The organism is Pedobacter sp. Leaf132, from assembly GCF_920984695.1.
In the GTDB taxonomy this organism is placed as follows: Bacteria; Bacteroidota; Bacteroidia; order Sphingobacteriales; family Sphingobacteriaceae; genus Pedobacter.
This window is the reverse complement of record NZ_CAKLBO010000009.1, coordinates 1-17362: the sequence shown is the minus strand read 5'-3', so window position 1 is coordinate 17362 and position 17362 is coordinate 1. Positions and strand designations below refer to the sequence as shown.

The window sequence follows — 17362 nt, the reverse complement described above, 5'->3', positions numbered from 1 at the left end:
AAATTCGGTTTCCCGGGTGTAGCGATTAGTTACCTGCTTTTGCAGCAGCTTCGGCTCTGATAATGTTTAATGCACCACCGGCTTTAAACCAATCAATTTGTTGCGCATTGTAACTATGGTTAACCGGGAATTGTTCCTGCGTGCCATCTAAATGATGTAAAACCAATGTTAGTGGTTTGTCTGGCGTAAATTCTGTTAAGCCTAAAATATCAATGGTATCGCCCTCTAAAATTTTGTCGTAATCATCTTTATCGGCAAAGGTTAACCCAAGCATACCTTGTTTTTTTAGATTGGTTTCGTGGATACGGGCAAAAGATTTTACCAATACCGCACGTACACCCAAATGACGAGGCTCCATAGCGGCATGTTCACGAGATGAACCTTCGCCATAGTTTTCATCGCCAACCACGATAGAACCTAAACCAGCCGCTTTATAATCGCGTTGGGTTGCCGGAACCGGACCATATTCGCCGGTTAAATCATTTTTAACGTTATCAGTTTTATCGTTGAAGTAATTTACCGCACCAATTAACATGTTGTTTGAAATGTTATCTAAGTGACCACGGAATTTTAACCACGGACCAGCCATAGAAATATGATCGGTTGTACATTTACCTTTAGCTTTGATTAAAAGTTTTAAGCCTTTTAAGTCTGTACCTTCCCAAGGCGTAAAAGGATCTAATAGCTGTAAACGATGAGAGGTTGGAGAAACCAAAACCTCAACTTTAGAACCATCAGCCGCTGGTGCTTGAAAACCAGCATCTTCTACTGCAAAACCTTTTGTAGGCAATTCTAATCCGGTAGGAGGGTCGAGTTTTACTTGTTCGCCTTTATCGTTTGTTAAAGTATCTGTTAACGGATTGAAACCTAAATTACCGGAAATTGCAATGGCAGCAACCATTTCTGGCGAAGCAACGAATGCGTATGTATTTGGATTTCCGTCGGCACGTTTAGCAAAGTTTCTGTTAAACGAGTGTACAATTGTATTTTTTTCTGCCTTTTCTGCACCAGTTCTATCCCACATGCCAATACATGGTCCGCAGGCATTGGTGAAAATGGTAGCATTTAAATCTTCGAAAGTTTTTAAGTAACCATCTCTATCTGCAGTGTAACGCACTTGCTCTGAACCCGGATTTATACCAAACTCTGCTTTAGTTGCCAAGCCTTTTGAAATTGCCTGGTTTGCAATTGATGCTGCTCTTGATAAATCTTCGTAAGAAGAATTGGTACAAGAACCAATTAAGCCCCATTCTACTTTTAAAGGCCAGCCATTTTTCTCTGCTTCTGTTTTCATTTGAGAAACCGGAGTAGCTAAATCTGGTGTAAACGGACCGTTTAAATATGGTTCTAATGTATCTAAATCAATTTCGATAACCTGATCGAAATAACGTTCCGGGTCAGCATAAACCTCAGCGTCGCCGGTTAAATATTCTGCAATTTTGTTTGCTTCATCAGCAACATCATTTCTGTTTGTAGCACGTAAATAGCGTTCCATGCTCTCATCATAACCAAAAGTTGATGTAGTTGCGCCGATTTCAGCACCCATATTACAAATTGTTCCTTTACCGGTGCAGCTCATAGAAGTAGCGCCATCGCCAAAATATTCTACAATTGCGCCTGTACCACCTTTTACAGTTAAAATACCTGCAACTTTAAGAATAACATCTTTAGCAGCTGTCCAACCGTTTAATTTTCCGGTTAACTTAACACCAATAAGTTTAGGGAATTTTAGTTCCCAAGGTAGGCCAGCCATAACATCACAAGCATCAGCACCACCCACACCAATTGCAACCATACCCAAACCGCCGGCATTTACCGTGTGTGAGTCGGTACCAATCATCATCCCACCCGGGAATGCGTAATTTTCTAAAACAACCTGGTGAATGATACCAGCGCCGGGTTTCCAGAAACCAATACCATATTTGTTTGAAACAGATGATAGAAAATCAAAAACTTCAGCACTCTCTGTTTTAGCATGCGGTAAATCTATAGAAGCACCTTCTTTAGCGGTAATTAAGTGATCGCAATGAACTGTAGAAGGCACGGCAACTTTTGGTCTGCCTGCCTGCATAAACTGCAGTAAAGCCATTTGAGCGGTTGCGTCTTGCATCGCTACACGGTCTGGAGCGAAATCAACATAATCAGATCCGCGAGAAAATGCTTTTTTAGGTTCTTCGGCCCAAAGGTGAGCATATAATATCTTTTCTGATAATGTTAAAGGTCTGCCGACAACTTTACGGGCTGCTTCTACGCGGCCAGGAAAGTTTGCATAAACCTTTTTAATCATGTCTATATCAAAAGCCATATTTTATTTTTTTAAATGATGTTGAATAAGGTTACTTTCTAAAGTAAACAATTTTAAATAGACTTATTTTTGAAATTTGTCATAATTCGCTATTTAAAATCATTCTATGAAAATATTAATAAATGAAAAGGCTACCTGATACCTCGGATAGCCTTTTCAATTGATTAACAAATGATATGTTTTTTTGTTCTTATTGTTTTGTAGAAATTGGGGTAAACTTGGTTAAATTGATGCCTTCTACAGCCATTTTATATTCTTCTATACTTGGAATGCGACCCAAAATAGCAGATAAAACAACAACAGGCGTTGAAGCCAGTAACGATTCTCCTTTTTTGCCATCTCTATCTTCTACTACACGCCCTTGAAACAAACGTGTTGATGTAGCCATTACAGTATCGCCTTTGGCTGCTTTTTCCTGGTTACCCATACAAAGGTTACAACCAGGGCGCTCTAAGTACATAATGTTTTCGTATTCGGTACGGGCAGCACTTTTTGGTAAAGCATCGCTAAATTCAAAACCCGAATATTTTTGTAAATATTCCCAATCGCCTTCGGCTTTTAGTTCATCAATAATATTATAGGTAGGAGCGGCCACAACAAGCGGTGCTTTAAATGATACACTACCGGTTTGGTTTTCAACGTTTTTCAACATTTGAGAAACAATTTTCAGGTCGTCTTTATGTACCATACAAGAACCAACAAAACCTAAATCAACTTTTTTATCGCCACCGTAAAAAGTTAAATCTCTGATGGTATCGTGTGTGTAGCGTTTAGAAACATCCGCATTATTTACATCCGGATCTGCAATCATTGGCTCGTTAATGATGTCTAAATCGATAACTACTTCAGCATAATATTTTGCGTTATCATCAGGCATTAAAGCTGGTTTAATGCCAGTTTTAATTTCTTCGATACGTTTGTTTGCTTTATTGATTAAACCTTGAAGAACCTGGTTATGGTTGTCCATACCTTTATCAATCATTATCTGAATGCGGTTTTTCGCAATTTCTAACGACTGAATTAATGTATCATCCTGAGAAATACAGATAGAGGCTTTTGCCTTCATCTCTGCGGTCCAATCTGTAAATGTAAATGCCTGGTCGGCTAATAAAGTGCCAATATGTACTTCAATAATGCGGCCCTGGAATACGTTCTCACCATCAAATTGCTGTAACATTTGCAGTTGTGTAGCATGAACAACATCACGGAAATCCATGTGTGCTTGCATTTCGCCCTTGAAAGTAACTTTTACAGATTCAGGAATTGGCATGGAAGCTTCGCCTGTGGCTAATGCTAAAGCCACAGTTCCAGAATCTGCTCCGAAAGCTACACCTTTAGACATACGCGTGTGCGAGTCACCACCAATGATGATTGCCCATTCATCAATCGTAATATCATTAAGCACTTTGTGGATTACATCCGTCATTGCATGATATTCGCCTTTCGGGTCGCGAGCGGTAATTACACCAAACTCGTTCATAAATTTCATTAATTTAGGGATATTGGCCTGTGCTTTTTTATCCCAAACTGAAGCAGTATGGCAACCAGATTGATATGCACCATCCACAATTGGAGAAATAACTGTGGCTGCCATGGCCTCTAACTCCTGGGCAGTCATTAAACCGGTAGTATCCTGAGAGCCTACAATGTTTACTTCTACGCGAACGTCTGAACCGGCATGTAGCACTTTACCTTGCGTTAAACCAACAGCATTTCTATTAAAAATTTTTTCTACAGCGGTTAAACCCTGGCCTTCGATAGATACTTCTTTTGCAGGAGCATAAACTAAAGGCGCTTCAACACCTAAAACTCTGGCAGCAAAAGTTTGGATTTTTTTACCAAACACGATGGCATAAGAACCACCAGCTTTTATAAATTCCAATTTTTGTGGAGTTAAAGCCTTTGAAATATCAATAAGCTCTTGCTCGCCATTGTATAATTTTTTTGTTCTCGTGTTAATGGTCAGTACCGTACCGGTTTCAACTGAATAAACTTCTTCTAAAATAGGTTCGTTATTTTCATTACGGATAACGTTTCCGTTCTCATCCGTTTTCTTAACCCAATTTTTAAGGTCGATACCAATACCGCCAGTAACATCAACAGTTGTTAAAAAAATTGGCGAAATACCATTTGTACCACCAATAATTGGCGCAATATTTACAAATGGAACATAGGGGCTTGAGCGTTTTCCTGTCCAAAGAGCAACGTTATTTACACCCGACATACGAGAAGAACCAACGCCCATAGTACCTTTTTCTGCTACAAGCATCACACTTTTATTTGGATGCTGAGCTTGTAAAGCCTTAATTTGTGCCTGAGCTTCTGGTGTAATCATACATTTACCATGTAACTCGCGGTCAGAACGGGAGTGCGCCTGATTACCAGGAGATAATAAATCGGTAGAAATATCGCCAATACCGGCAATAAAGGTTACCACTTTAATTTCCTCAGCAATTTCTGGAAGCTTGGTGAAAAATTCGGCTTTCGCATAACTTTCTAATATTTCCTTCGCAATTTCATTACCATTAGTGTATGCTTCCTTCAAACGGTCGGTATCTGCATCGTATAGGTAAACCTGTGTCTTTAACACTTCTGCAGCTTTTTTAGCCTTATCGCCATTATCTGCTAAAGCGATATCCAATAAAACTTTGATAGACGGACCGCCTTTCATGTGCGATAGCAATTCGAAAGCGAAATCAGGCGTGATTTCCGGAACAACAGCTCCACCTAAAATAATTTCTTTTAAAAATTCGGCTTTTACGCCAGCTGCACCAGTTGTACCCGGCAAGGTATTGTATATGAAAAAATTAACAGCATCTGCTCTGTTAAAGTTGTTTACATTTTTGATTTGGTCAATTATTTCACTTAATAATTCGGCACTATCAATTGGTTTAGGGTGAAGACCTTGGGTTTTTCTATCTTCAATCTCCTGGATATAATCGTTATAAATACTCATCTTATATATTTTATTCCTTTCGCTTTAAGCGATGCAAAAAATGCAAACAGCCCTAGCTTAGAATTATTTTTTTGTGAATTAATTTGTGTTGGTTAGCCAAAAAATACTGTTTTTGGAATTAGAGCAAAAATAGCAAAAACAACCTTTAAACGCAAATAAGGCAGGCGATTAAATAATGGAAATTGTATAATATGATATCACTTTAACGAAGAAGGTTTAACCATAATTTTGCTTTAAAACAATCATAGTTCTAAATAACTGAAATTAATGCGTTGCCATTTTTTCTAAGCGGAGAACTGTTCATTTACGAACAGTTATGTTCAATTATGAACGTATAGAATTCAGGTTTATCTTTAAAATTCCATCTACAATCCAATTATGGGACATTGCCACAAATGGCACAGCAATGGCTAAAAACTACAACGTTGAAAAAGTGAAACCTCTATCAGCGAAATAACTTAAAACTTTGGGTAATGCATATTCTAATCTGTCAAAAGCTTTTAAACTATCGTGAAATACAATTATAGATCCGTTTTGAGTATGTTTAATTACATTTTGATAGCATTTTTCTGGGTGAAGTATAATGTCAAAATCGCCACTTAAAACATCCCACATCACAATTTCAAGATTTGCGATTTGCGATTTGAGATTTGCGATTTGACTTTTCTTAATCCTCCCGTAAGGTGGGCGAAAAAGATTTGTTTGCGTTAAAGTCTGGCATTTTAAGGCGTTTTGAATGTAGGTTTCATCGTTGGTAATCCATCCTTTTAGGTGATTAAAAGTGTGGTTTCCGATAGCATGGCCATCGTTTTTTACACGTTGAAAAACTTCGGGATGCTTTGAAATATTATCACCAATACAAAAGAATGTCGCTTTTGCATTAAATGCTTTTAAAGTTTTTAATACAAAATCTGTAACATTGGGTATAGGTCCATCGTCAAAGGTTAAATAAATAACTTTTTCCTTTCGGGATTTATTCCATAATAATGATGGATAATACCATTTAAGCAGAAGCGGCGATTTCACAAGGTACATTGCTTTCAAAGGTAATAATTGCCTTGATAGATTGAAATTATTAAAGTTGTTTATATAGATTTGAAAAACTAATTATGAAGATGTTTACCACAAATAAATTAATTACCGGTTCTGCATTATTGTTAGCCTTAAGTTTCAGCCAGGCAGTTAAAGCTCAAGAAGTTATTACCATAGAGCAAGCTGTTGACAGGACGCTGAAAAATAACCTGAATATTAAACAAGCTGCCTTTAGCGCTTCTATTAGCGAAGAAAATTTAACTCAATCAAAAAATGCATTGTTGCCAACTGTAAATGGAAGTGTTAACCAATCGTTGCAGTGGGGTAGGAGTCAGCAGGTTTCGGGTTTATTTGAAAATACACAAAACTACAACCTAAATCCAAATATCAATGCAAATGTTTCGCTTTTTGGTGGTGGTACAAAAATCAATCAGATAAAACAGAATAAATTTTTATTAGATGCCAGTAAAACTAATGTAGATAAAGTTAAAAATGATTTGATTTTGCAGGTTGTTACGGCTTATCTTCAGGTTTTAAATAATCAAGACCAGGTTAAAGCTACACAACAACAATTAGAGGTTGCAAATGCTACATTAAAACGCGAACAGATTTTATTAGATGCTGGCAGCAAAACAATTGCAGATATTTCTTTGGCTAAATCTCAAGCGGCCACTGCAGAATTAAATTTAACTAATGCAGAAAATCAATTGGCGGTGTCGTATTTAACATTGGGTCAGTTAATGGAAATTCAGCCACCAATGACATTTAAGGTTCAGCCTCCGTTGGTTAACGAGGTGGATAATGTAAAAACTTCTTACGTACCTGATGATATTTACAAACAGGCAATGGAAAGTTTTCCTGATATTAAATTGGCTATTGATTATAAAAAGGCCGCAGAAAAAGCCATTGATGTTGCAAAAGGCAGCTATTTTCCTCAAATTACTTTCGGTGGAGGTTTAGGCTCTGCATATTATTATCAGTTTAATGCCAGTCAATTCCGTTCAAATTCGGGCTTAACAGATCAGTTGGCAGATAACTTTGGTAAGTTTATAAACATGGGTATTCAAGTCCCTATTTTTAATGGCTTTTCAACTCGTTCAAATGTTCGTAGAGCAAAAATTACTTTAATGCAGCGCCAAACTGATGAGGCTTTAGCAAAAAATAATTTAATTAAAGTAATTAACCAGGCTGTTGTAGATTTAACGGCTGCAAAAAGCAGATATGCATCTACTCAAAATGCTTTTCTTGCTCAAAAAGATGCATTTTATGCGGTTGATTTACGCTATGAACAAGGTTTAGTAAATTCTCTAGATTACAGTACTGCTCAAACGAACAGAAATAGAGCCGAAATTGATTTTATTTTAGCTAAATATGATTTAATTTTTAGAGCTAAAGTAATTGATTATTATTTAGGCAAGCAAATCACGTTTTAACGCATAAACACTACAATTTTAAATACAAACAAACGAAATACAATAAATTATTATGAAACTTAAACACATTCTAATTACCATTGGCGTTATCCTGGTTGTTTTAATCGGATTAAAGCTTGCTGGCGTTATTGGCGGCAGTAAGGCCGAGAAAATAACTACAGATAAAGCGGCAGAAAGAACGGTTGTAGAAACCGTAACAGCGAGCGGTAAAATTCAACCTGAAACCGAAGTTAAACTGAGTTCGGAAGTTTCTGGTGAGGTTGTAGAGCTAAAGGTTAAGGAAGGTGATATTGTTAAAGCCGGCCAGTTACTTTGTAAAGTACGTCCGGATGTTTTACAATCGGGTTATGAAAGAACTGTTGCTTCCTTCAATGCTCAAAAAGCGAGTGTAGCAGCAGCACAACAACAGCTTATTCAAAACCAGGCAAATTTTGCCAATGCAGAGGCTACTTATAAACGTAATGTAGAATTGTTTAATAAAAAAGTAATTTCTGCTTCTGAGTTTGATGCAGCAAAAGCCGCTTATTTAACAGCAAAAGCAAACTTAGCAAGTGCCAAAGAAAATGTTGTTGGTGCTAAATTTACATTGGAACAAACCGGTGCAAATGTTAAAGAAGCTGGTGCAAACCTTGCTAAAACTACAATTTACGCACCTGTAGATGGTGTGGTTTCTAAACTTTCAATAGAGCTTGGCGACCGTATTTTAGGAACATCGCAAATGGCAGGTACAGAAATTATGCGTATTTCTAATTTATCATCAATGGAAGTAAATGTTGATGTAAACGAAAATGATATTACCCGTGTAAAAGTTGGAGATAAAGCTTCGATTGAAGTAGATGCCTTCTCTGATAAAAAATTTAGAGGTGAGGTTACTGAAATTGCAAGTTCTTCAACCGCAGTTGGAACAACAACTTCTACTTCTGTAGATCAGGTAACTAACTTCTCTGTAAAAATCAGAATTACTGAAGAATTATCTGGCAAACAACAATCAATTTTCCGTCCGGGTATGTCTGCTACGGTTGATATTGAAAGCGAATCATTAAAAGGTTTATCAGTGCCAATTCAGGCTGTATTTACCGATAATAAAAATAAATCTGGCGATAGCGGAGATGCAAATAATCAGGAGAACAGCGATAAACAAAAATCTAAACTGACGGATAAAACCGTTAAGCAATTCGTTTATGTTTACGATGCAGCTAGCAAAAAAGTTAAACAAACAGAAGTTACTACAGGTATTCAAAACGACCAGTTTATCATCGTTAAATCAGGTGTGAAAAATGGTCAGGAGATTGTTACCGGTCCTTATTCTGCTATTCAGGGTAAACTAAAAGACGGAATGGTTGTAGAAAAAACATCTAAAGACCAACTATTTAATAAAGAAGGTAAAAAATAGATTTTTTAGTTTGAAAGGTTTAAGGCCTAAGGTTTAGATTGCGTACATGCATCTACACCTTAGGCCTTTTATTTTTTTTTGCCTTAATATTTGCCATTAATAGTAACTTGCGGCCTTAAGGTGTAAGATTTAGGATTTAAAGCATTTGCTTTTAAACTAAGCCTTACACCTTTTACCTTTAACTTTCTTTAAACAGATGTTACCAAAAATAGCCATGATAGGTGGTGGAAGCTGGGCTACCGCCATAGTAAAAATGCTTTCAGATAATTTGACCGAAAAAGAAATTTTTTGGTGGATGCGTAATAAAGATGCTATTGATAACATTAAAAAATTTAAACACAATCCGCATTACCTAAGTTCGGTGGAGATTAAGCTGCCCGCCGATAACATTTCATCAGATATTAAGTGCATAGTTAAAGCCGCTGATTTTATTATTTTAAACGTGCCGGCTGCTTTTTTAAAAGATTCTTTGGTAGATATTACCGCTGATGATTTAAAAGGCAAAAAAATTGTTTCGGCAATTAAAGGTATTGTGCCCGAAGATAACCTGATTATTGGTGAATTTTTGCACCAGAAATACAACGTTTCTTACGATGATATTTTAGTGGTAAGCGGCCCATGCCATGCAGAAGAAGTTGCTTTTGAAAAGCTTTCTTACCTTACAATTGCCTGTACAGATATTGATAACGCCTTAACTTTTGCTTCATTTTTAAATACACGCTACATAAAAACCAACGTATCTGACGATATTTTCGGGACCGAATATGCTGCGGTTTTAAAAAATATTTACGCCGTAGCCAGTGGTATTTGCCACGGAATTGGCTATGGAGATAACTTTCAGGCGGTTTTAATTAGTAACGCTATTCGAGAAATTAAGCGTTTTGTAGATGCCGTTCATCCTATCGACCGCGATATAAAAGAATCGGCCTATTTGGGCGATTTATTGGTTACCGCTTACTCGCAGTTTAGCCGAAACAGAACTTTTGGTAACATGGTTGGTAAAGGCTACACTGTTAAATCTGCACAGTTGGAAATGAATATGATTGCCGAAGGCTATTACGCTGCAAAATGTATGCACATCAAAAACAACGATTACAATGTAGATATGCCAATTTGTAAAGCCGTACACAGCATTTTGTACGAGAACCGTTCGCCTGCCGTAGAAATGAAACTATTGGCAGAAAAGCTTAATTAAACTTTCGTTTTTTGCAGAGATTTTGTTTTTAGCCCCGGGCAAAGCGGCATCCCTGTAGCGCAGCGAAAGGATATAGCAAAGCACGGGAAGATACGCTGAAAAGAATTACAGGTTTAGCGCTTCAAGTATTTGTAAAGCAATTTCAAGGCTTATGGGTTACTGTTGTCCTACTTTCCGCTAATATCTATTTCATGAATGTCAGCTTTTATCCTGGCGTTTGTACTTCGAAATAGGATAACGCTGCAATTAGGTTTATTTAACGTACAACTCTGCTGTATGGCAAAACAAAACCACCAATCGCTTGTTATAATATCCAAATAAAATTAAATGGTTATGAAAAAGAAATTAGCAATAGGATTATTTACGCTTGCATTATTTGGAGGTTTAACCTTTAGTGCGCAGGCACAAGAGAAAAAAACTGAGGTTGGTAAAGCTTTAGACAAAACTGGTAAAGCAATTGGTAAAGGCGCAAAATCTGTAGGCAATAAAACTGCTGAGGTAGCTGTAAAAAGTGAAGCAAAAGTAACAGATAAAACCTGGAAAGGCAGAATGGCTCCAGATGGTTCGAATGTTTACATTAACTCGAAAAACGAAAAATACTACGTTAACGCTAAAGGCGCAAAAATTTGGTTAAAACCTAGCCAGATTAAAATCAGACCATAATACAGCTAAAAGAAAACAAAAAAAACCGATATTAATTATCGGTTTTTTTTGTTTTAGTTATTTTAAAAGTTATTAAACAATCGTTCCGTATAAATCGAAATCTTCAGCTCTATCTATTTTAACATTCACAAAGCTGCCGTTTGCAGCGTAACCTGTGCTTGCATCAATTAACACTTCGTTATCAACTTCAGGCGAATCAAATTCTGTTCTGCCTACAAAGAAATCGCCTTCTTTTTTATCAATTAATACCTTAAAAGTTTGGCCAACTTTTTCCTGATTTATTTCGAAAGAAATGCCTTGCTGAATTTCCATAATGTCATCAACACGTTGTTGTTTTACTTCATCCGGAACATCATCAATTAAGGTGTGTGCATGTGTTTTTTCTTCGTGAGAATAAGTAAAACAGCCTAAACGGTCAAATTTAGTTTCTTCTACCCAAGCAGCCATTTCTTCAAAATCGTATTGGGTTTCGCCGGGATAACCACAAATTAAAGTAGTACGCATGGCAATATTTGGTACTTTATCTCTAATTTGGTTTACTAAATCGATGGTTTTTTGTTTTGTAGTTCCTCTGCGCATCGATTTTAGCATATTATCAGTAATGTGCTGCAATGGCATATCAAGATACTTGCAAATGTTATCACGCTCATTCATTACATCTAAAATCTCCATAGGGAAACCAGATGGATAAGCGTATTGCAAACGAATCCATTCTATACCCTGAACATCAGATAAACGACGCATTAATTCATCGAGCTTACGAACGCCGTATAAATCTAAACCGTAATAGGTTAAATCCTGAGCAATCAGGATTAATTCTTTTGTGCCATTTTTAGCTAATATTTTCGCTTCGTTCACCAATTCTTCCATTGGTTTACTCATGTGCTTACCACGCATAAGCGGTATAGCGCAGAATGAGCACGGACGGTTACAGCCTTCTGCAATTTTAAAATATGCATAGTGAGAAGGTGTAGTTAATAAGCGTTCGCCAATTAGCTCGTGCTTGTAATTGGCACCAAGCTCATGTAAAATGTTTTGTAAATCGTTTGTGCCAAAGAAAGCATCAACATTCGTAATTTCTGATTCTAACTCTGGTTTATAGCGTTCTGATAAGCAACCTGTAACCACAACTTTGCCAATTTTGCCGGCTTCTTTAAGTTCACTAAACTGCAAAATCGTGTCGATAGATTCTTGTTTTGCGTTATCGATAAACCCACAAGTGTTGATAACAACGATATCATCTTTGCCCATATTATCAGATTCGTGCATAACATTTAGGTTATTGCCACGTAACTGTCCCATCAATACTTCTGAATCGTAAATATTTTTAGAACAACCCAACGTAATCACATTGATTTTAGGTTGTTTAACTGCGGGTTTACTTTTTGCTAATTTGGTATTCATCTTTTACACTTAATCTTTACTAATTATGTTCGCTACTCGTCATTGCGAGGCACGAAGCAATCTTTTAAATACTCTACGAGGTTGCTTCGTGCCTCGAAATAACTGATGTGTTATTACTTGAACAAGCTATTCACAAATTCTTTCTTATCAAAGAGTTGTAAATCGCCAATTTTTTCGCCTACACCAATGTATTTAACAGGTATTTTAAACTGATCGGAAATACCAATTACAACACCACCTTTAGCTGTACCATCTAATTTTGTTATGGCTAAAGCATTAACATCAGTTGCTTCGGTAAATTGTTTACATTGTTCAAACGCATTCTGACCAGTAGAAGCATCTAAAACCAATAAAATTTCATGCGGAGCATTTGGCACAACTTTTTGCATTACCTGCTTAATTTTACCCAGCTCATTCATTAAGCCAATTTTATTATGTAAACGGCCAGCGGTATCTATAATTACAACATCTTCATTATTGGCAACTGCAGATTGCAGTGTATCGAAAGCTACAGAAGCCGGGTCAGAACCCATGGCTTGCGCTACAACACGCACACCAACTCTTTCGCCCCAAAGTTTAATCTGATCTACTGCAGCAGCTCGAAATGTATCTGCAGCACCTAAAACAACTTTTAAATTGGCTTCTTTCAACTTATGTGCAAGTTTGCCGATGGTAGTCGTTTTACCCACACCATTAACCCCTACAACCATGATTACATAAGGCTTATGGTCGCCATATTCAAACTGACGAAAATCGTTACTATTGTTTTCTGATAACAATAATTGAATTTCATCGCGAAGTAAATAATTAAGCTCAGATGTAGAAAGGTACTTATCGCGGGCAACGCGTTCTTCAATTCTACTAATAATCTTTAAGGTGGTTTTAACGCCAACATCAGACGTTACTAAAACTTCCTCTAGATTATCGAGCACTTCATCATCAACAGAAGATTTACCTGCAACAGCTTTAGTTATTTTATTGAAAAAGCCATCTTTGGTTTTTTCTAAACCTTTGTCTAAAGCTTCCTGAGCTTCAGGTGCAGTTTCTTTCTTTTTGAAAAAATCGAATAAACCCATATTAAAATTTTATATAACAAAAAAAGCCCTTCCGGTTAAAACGGAACGGCCTTTAATATTTTTATCAATATTAAAAAATATTAACCTTATTTAGATGCAATAGCATCTTTTACGTGTTCGTTGTGTACGATAAGTTCTTTGAATGAATAAGCACCAGTTTTTGGTGATTTAACCATTGTAATAACTTTCGAATATTCTTTACCTGTACCTGTTTTAAGGGTTGCAACTACTTTCTTTGCCATGTTCTTATAATTTTAATTATTGAGTTAGAGAATGCTTAAATGATAGAATAAAAAATTCAGTCAATCAATCAATCTTTCAATCAATTATTTTATCTCTTTATGTACGGTTACTTTTCTCAATACCGGGTTGAATTTTTTCAATTCTAAACGCTCAGTAGTGTTTTTACGGTTTTTGGTAGAAATATATCTAGACATACCCGGCATGCCACTTTCTTTATGCTCAGTACATTCTAAAATAACCTGAACTCTGTTACCTTTTTTTGCCATTTTAATATAAATTGTAAACTGTTAATCTCAACAGTTAATGTTTTTTACAAAAATCCTTTTTTAACGAAACGGTTAATTGCTTCGTTGATACCCACTTTGTTGATGGTTTTAATCGCTGAAGTAGAAACTTTCAACGTAATCCAACGGTCTTCTTCAGGGATATAAAATTTCTGAAGTTTCAAATTAGGATAAAATTTGCGCTTAGTTTTAACGTTTGAGTGTGAAACGTTATTACCTACCATTGCCTTTTTTCCTGTTAAATCACAAACTCTTGACATGACTTGTAAATATAGTTGTTAAATATCGTCCGCTTAATTTTTTTAAGAGTGTGCAAATATCTGAATAATAATTGAAAACAGCAAGAGAGTGGCTAAAATTTTTCATATATTTTTTTAATCCATCCAAGCAATCTATTTTGATACGATTTCGGCATTTATCGTTATTATAAATTCAGTAAATTAGCCGATACTAACAAATATATAAACAGCGGCATGCAAATTACATCCTTTAAACAATACGAAGAAGATTATAAAAAGAGCGTAGAAAACCCCGAACAATTTTGGGGCGAAGTTGCACAAAATTTTCAATGGCGAAAACCCTGGTATAAAGTGCTTTCGTGGAATTTTCAGGAACCGAATATTAAATGGTTTGAAGGCGCAAAATTAAATATCACGGAAAATTGTTTAGATAGGCACTTAGCAACCAATGGTGATAAACCTGCCATTATCTGGGAACCAAATAATCCCGAAGAAGAATCTGTAACCTATACCTATAAAATGTTGCACGAACGAGTATGCCGTTTTGCTAATGTTTTAAAAAGAAATGGTGCCAAAAAAGGCGACCGAATTTGTATTTATATGCCAATGGTACCTGAGTTGGCTATTGCTGTTTTGGCTTGTGCCAGAATTGGTGCGGTACACTCCGTAATTTTTGGTGGCTTTTCTGCTAAATCTATCGCCGATAGAATTAATGATTCGCAATGTAAACTGGTAATTACCGCCGATGGCGCTTATAGAGGGAATAAGCAGATTCCCCTTAAAGATGTTATTGATGATGCTTTAATCGGCTGTCCAACGGTAGAAAAATGTATCGTTTTAACGCATGTGCGTACACCGGTTTCGATGCTTAAAGGTAGAGATGTTTGGTGGGAAGATGAGGTTAAACACGTAAATGATGTTTGCGAGGCAGAAGAAATGGATGCTGAAGATATGTTGTTCATACTTTATACATCAGGTTCAACCGGTAAGCCTAAAGGTGTAGTGCATACTTGCGGCGGATATATGGTTTACGCTGGATACACATTTACCAACGTTTTTAATTACCAGCCAAATGAAGTTTATTTTTGCACCGCTGATATTGGTTGGATTACAGGCCATTCTTACATTGTTTATGGTCCGCTATCTCAAGGCGCAACCTCTGTTTTGTTCGAAGGCATACCAACCTATCCAAGTCCATCTCGCTTTTGGGATATTGTAGAAAAACACAAAGTGAATACATTATATACCGCTCCAACCGCTATTCGCTCGTTAATGAGTTTTGGTGAAGAGCCTTTGAATGGAAAAGATTTAAGCTCAATAAGAGTTTTAGGTTCGGTTGGTGAGCCAATTAATGAAGAAGCCTGGCATTGGTTCGATGAAAAAATAGGAAAAAGCAAAGCGCCAATTGTTGATACCTGGTGGCAAACGGAAACCGGTGGAATTATGATTTCACCTATTGCAACCGTTACGCCAACCAAACCAAGTTATGCAACTTTACCTTTGCCAGGGATTCAGCCGATTCTGGTTGATGAAAATGGAAAGGAAATTGAAGGTAATGATGTAAGCGGAAATCTCTGTATTAAATTTCCTTGGCCGGGAATGCTCAGAACTACCTATGGCGACCATGAGCGTTGCAAGCAAACCTATTTTTCTACTTACGAGAATCTTTATTTTACTGGTGATGGCTGTTTACGTGATAAGGATGGTTATTATAGAATAACGGGTAGGGTAGATGATGTTTTAAACGTATCAGGACATAGAATAGGAACAGCCGAAGTTGAAAATGCAATTAATATGCATGCTGGTGTTGTAGAAAGCGCTGTTGTTGGCTATCCACATGATGTAAAAGGTCAGGGTATTTATGCTTTTGTTATCAACCCTGAAATGCATGGAGAAGCAGAATTAACTAAAAAAGATATTCTGCAAACCGTAACTCGTGTTATTGGTGCTATTGCCAAACCTGATAAAATATTGTTCGTTTCAGGTTTACCTAAAACACGTTCAGGAAAAATTATGCGACGTATATTACGTAAAATAGCCGAAGGCGATACTTCAAATTTAGGCGATACCTCAACGCTTTTAGATCCGGCTGTTGTAGAGGAAATTATCGAAGCTTCAAAGAATTTGAAATAGATTTGAATTTACTTATAAAAAAATGCCCTCGAATTTCGAGGGCATTTTTTGTTTTTACTCCTTTTTGCTATGTTTAACTTATTGGACATAAGGTGTTTTGTTCAAAAATAAATTAGCAACTAAATCAAAAACTATAAAAGCAAACAAAATTAAAAATCTATGTTATTTCTTAATGCTATTAGCAATCATCTCGTGTAAAAAGGATAGTAATAACATAGAAGTGATTGATGAAAACAAGGATGTACTGATGTACATAAAAAGTTTAGGTTATTCTGAGTCGTCAATTAAAGATGTTGGAAATGAGTATGTTGTGCAGGGTGATATATCGTTTCCAAAAAACATGAAAATACCCGAAAATAAAAGCTTAAAAGTAGAAGCCCCAATGATTTTACAAGATAAGTTAATGAGTACTGATCCAAATGCTGGTAGTTCAAAAGTTAGTCAATCATACACTGGGCATTTAGTTAGCGTTGATAATAGAATTAATGTTCGTGTTTTTATAGATCCATCTATTGTAAATTTAACCAATGAAATAAATAATGCAATTGGTATTTGGAATAGTGTAACACAAGCAGGTATTTCTTTCAGTATTGTTTCTGGAGGAACATATGATATTTTAATCGTTAATGAGATTTTTAACGCTTATGGACGTGCTCGATTCCCATTAAATGGAAGTGCAGGTTCTTTAGTTAGAATTAATTCTCAACAAATGCTAAATGATGGTCTTAATTCCATTCAGATAAGCACTGTAGTTGCCCATGAGCTTGGCCATACCATTGGCTTTAGACATACCGATTGGAATGGTAATGAATCTAGTATTGGAGTAGATGATATTGGAACACAAGTGAATGCTTTTGATGTCCCAAACGCAGGAGGTACTGTAAGCTCCCCTGTTTTTCAGACCATTCAAAAGTATAATTTTGTCCTCAAATTTCCTGCAATAAATCTACAGGAGATTTGAAGTTTAATGCCTGGTGTGGTCGATGGTAATTGTAGTCCACCATCC

Annotated in this window: 14 protein-coding genes; 6 read left to right on the top strand and 8 right to left on the bottom strand. The window is 36.4% G+C overall.

The features are described from left to right. Positions 1 to 25: 25 nt before the first annotated feature. The 3 genes from LUA86_RS15140 to LUA86_RS15130 form a co-directional block, all read right to left on the bottom strand. On the bottom strand, positions 26 to 2305 hold the full coding sequence (locus LUA86_RS15140) for an aconitate hydratase (protein ID WP_231464212.1): 2280 nt from the start codon (positions 2303 to 2305) through the stop codon (positions 26 to 28). Positions 2306 to 2495: 190 nt separating this feature from the next. Then, complete coding sequence (locus tag LUA86_RS15135) at positions 2496 to 5261, bottom strand: bifunctional aconitate hydratase 2/2-methylisocitrate dehydratase (protein WP_231464211.1); 2766 nt, start codon at positions 5259 to 5261, stop codon at positions 2496 to 2498. 417 nt (positions 5262 to 5678) lie between these two features. Beyond that, positions 5679 to 6296 (bottom strand): polysaccharide deacetylase family protein, encoded by a 618-nt coding sequence (locus LUA86_RS15130; protein WP_231464209.1) that lies wholly within the window; start codon positions 6294 to 6296, stop codon positions 5679 to 5681. A gap of 74 nt (positions 6297 to 6370) precedes the next feature. On the opposite strand from LUA86_RS15130, the gene LUA86_RS15125 reads away from it, so the two are divergent. From LUA86_RS15125 to LUA86_RS15110, 4 genes are all read left to right on the top strand, one after another. Beyond that, positions 6371 to 7726 (top strand): TolC family protein, encoded by a 1356-nt coding sequence (locus LUA86_RS15125; protein WP_231464207.1) that lies wholly within the window; start codon positions 6371 to 6373, stop codon positions 7724 to 7726. Between the two features lie 52 nt (positions 7727 to 7778). After that, positions 7779 to 9119: an efflux RND transporter periplasmic adaptor subunit gene (locus tag LUA86_RS15120; protein ID WP_231464205.1), complete on the top strand. Its 1341-nt coding sequence runs from the start codon at positions 7779 to 7781 to the stop codon at positions 9117 to 9119. A gap of 196 nt (positions 9120 to 9315) precedes the next feature. Next, a complete protein-coding gene (locus LUA86_RS15115; RefSeq protein ID WP_231464203.1) occupies positions 9316 to 10314 on the top strand; it encodes an NAD(P)H-dependent glycerol-3-phosphate dehydrogenase in 999 nt (332 codons plus the stop codon). Positions 10315 to 10647: 333 nt separating this feature from the next. Then, positions 10648 to 10977 (top strand): hypothetical protein, encoded by a 330-nt coding sequence (locus tag LUA86_RS15110; RefSeq protein ID WP_231464201.1) that lies wholly within the window; start codon positions 10648 to 10650, stop codon positions 10975 to 10977. Between the two features lie 72 nt (positions 10978 to 11049). On the opposite strand, the gene rimO is transcribed toward LUA86_RS15110, so the two are convergent. From rimO to rpmB, 5 genes are all read right to left on the bottom strand, one after another. After that, on the bottom strand, positions 11050 to 12381 hold the full coding sequence (gene rimO, locus LUA86_RS15105; RefSeq protein ID WP_231464199.1) for a 30S ribosomal protein S12 methylthiotransferase RimO: 1332 nt from the start codon (positions 12379 to 12381) through the stop codon (positions 11050 to 11052). Between the two features lie 113 nt (positions 12382 to 12494). Further along, entirely contained in the window at positions 12495 to 13457 is a 963-nt protein-coding gene (gene ftsY / locus LUA86_RS15100) for a signal recognition particle-docking protein FtsY (protein WP_231464197.1), read from the bottom strand. 86 nt (positions 13458 to 13543) lie between these two features. Next, entirely contained in the window at positions 13544 to 13699 is a 156-nt protein-coding gene (locus LUA86_RS15095) for a DUF4295 domain-containing protein (RefSeq protein WP_231464195.1), read from the bottom strand. Positions 13700 to 13783: 84 nt separating this feature from the next. After that, positions 13784 to 13966 (bottom strand): 50S ribosomal protein L33, encoded by a 183-nt coding sequence (rpmG, locus tag LUA86_RS15090; protein WP_010599807.1) that lies wholly within the window; start codon positions 13964 to 13966, stop codon positions 13784 to 13786. A 44-nt stretch (positions 13967 to 14010) separates the two neighbouring features. Further along, a complete protein-coding gene (rpmB, locus tag LUA86_RS15085; RefSeq protein ID WP_231464193.1) occupies positions 14011 to 14244 on the bottom strand; it encodes a 50S ribosomal protein L28 in 234 nt (77 codons plus the stop codon). Between the two features lie 201 nt (positions 14245 to 14445). Here rpmB and acs point away from each other — a divergent pair, with 201 nt between their 5' ends. Both acs and LUA86_RS15075 read left to right on the top strand, forming a co-directional pair. Beyond that, positions 14446 to 16356 (top strand): acetate--CoA ligase, encoded by a 1911-nt coding sequence (gene acs, locus LUA86_RS15080; protein WP_255713484.1) that lies wholly within the window; start codon positions 14446 to 14448, stop codon positions 16354 to 16356. A 97-nt stretch (positions 16357 to 16453) separates the two neighbouring features. Then, a complete protein-coding gene (locus tag LUA86_RS15075) occupies positions 16454 to 17317 on the top strand; it encodes a M57 family metalloprotease (protein WP_231464189.1) in 864 nt (287 codons plus the stop codon). Positions 17318 to 17362 lie beyond the last annotated feature (45 nt).

Excerpts from the sequence above, each read along its gene's own strand:
- LUA86_RS15140 (WP_231464212.1), bottom strand. The coding sequence starts at position 2,305 with ATGGCTTTTGATATAGACATGATTAAAAAGGTTTATGCAAACTTTCCT.
- LUA86_RS15135 (WP_231464211.1), bottom strand. The coding sequence starts at position 5,261 with ATGAGTATTTATAACGATTATATCCAGGAGATTGAAGATAGAAAAACC.
- LUA86_RS15130 (WP_231464209.1), bottom strand. The coding sequence starts at position 6,296 with ATGTACCTTGTGAAATCGCCGCTTCTGCTTAAATGGTATTATCCATCA.
- LUA86_RS15125 (WP_231464207.1), top strand. The coding sequence starts at position 6,371 with ATGAAGATGTTTACCACAAATAAATTAATTACCGGTTCTGCATTATTG.
- LUA86_RS15120 (WP_231464205.1), top strand. The coding sequence starts at position 7,779 with ATGAAACTTAAACACATTCTAATTACCATTGGCGTTATCCTGGTTGTT.
- LUA86_RS15115 (WP_231464203.1), top strand. The coding sequence starts at position 9,316 with ATGTTACCAAAAATAGCCATGATAGGTGGTGGAAGCTGGGCTACCGCC.
- LUA86_RS15110 (WP_231464201.1), top strand. The coding sequence starts at position 10,648 with ATGAAAAAGAAATTAGCAATAGGATTATTTACGCTTGCATTATTTGGA.
- rimO (WP_231464199.1), bottom strand. The coding sequence starts at position 12,381 with ATGAATACCAAATTAGCAAAAAGTAAACCCGCAGTTAAACAACCTAAA.
- ftsY (WP_231464197.1), bottom strand. The coding sequence starts at position 13,457 with ATGGGTTTATTCGATTTTTTCAAAAAGAAAGAAACTGCACCTGAAGCT.
- LUA86_RS15095 (WP_231464195.1), bottom strand. The coding sequence starts at position 13,699 with ATGGCAAAGAAAGTAGTTGCAACCCTTAAAACAGGTACAGGTAAAGAA.
- rpmG (WP_010599807.1), bottom strand. The coding sequence starts at position 13,966 with ATGGCAAAAAAAGGTAACAGAGTTCAGGTTATTTTAGAATGTACTGAG.
- rpmB (WP_231464193.1), bottom strand. The coding sequence starts at position 14,244 with ATGTCAAGAGTTTGTGATTTAACAGGAAAAAAGGCAATGGTAGGTAAT.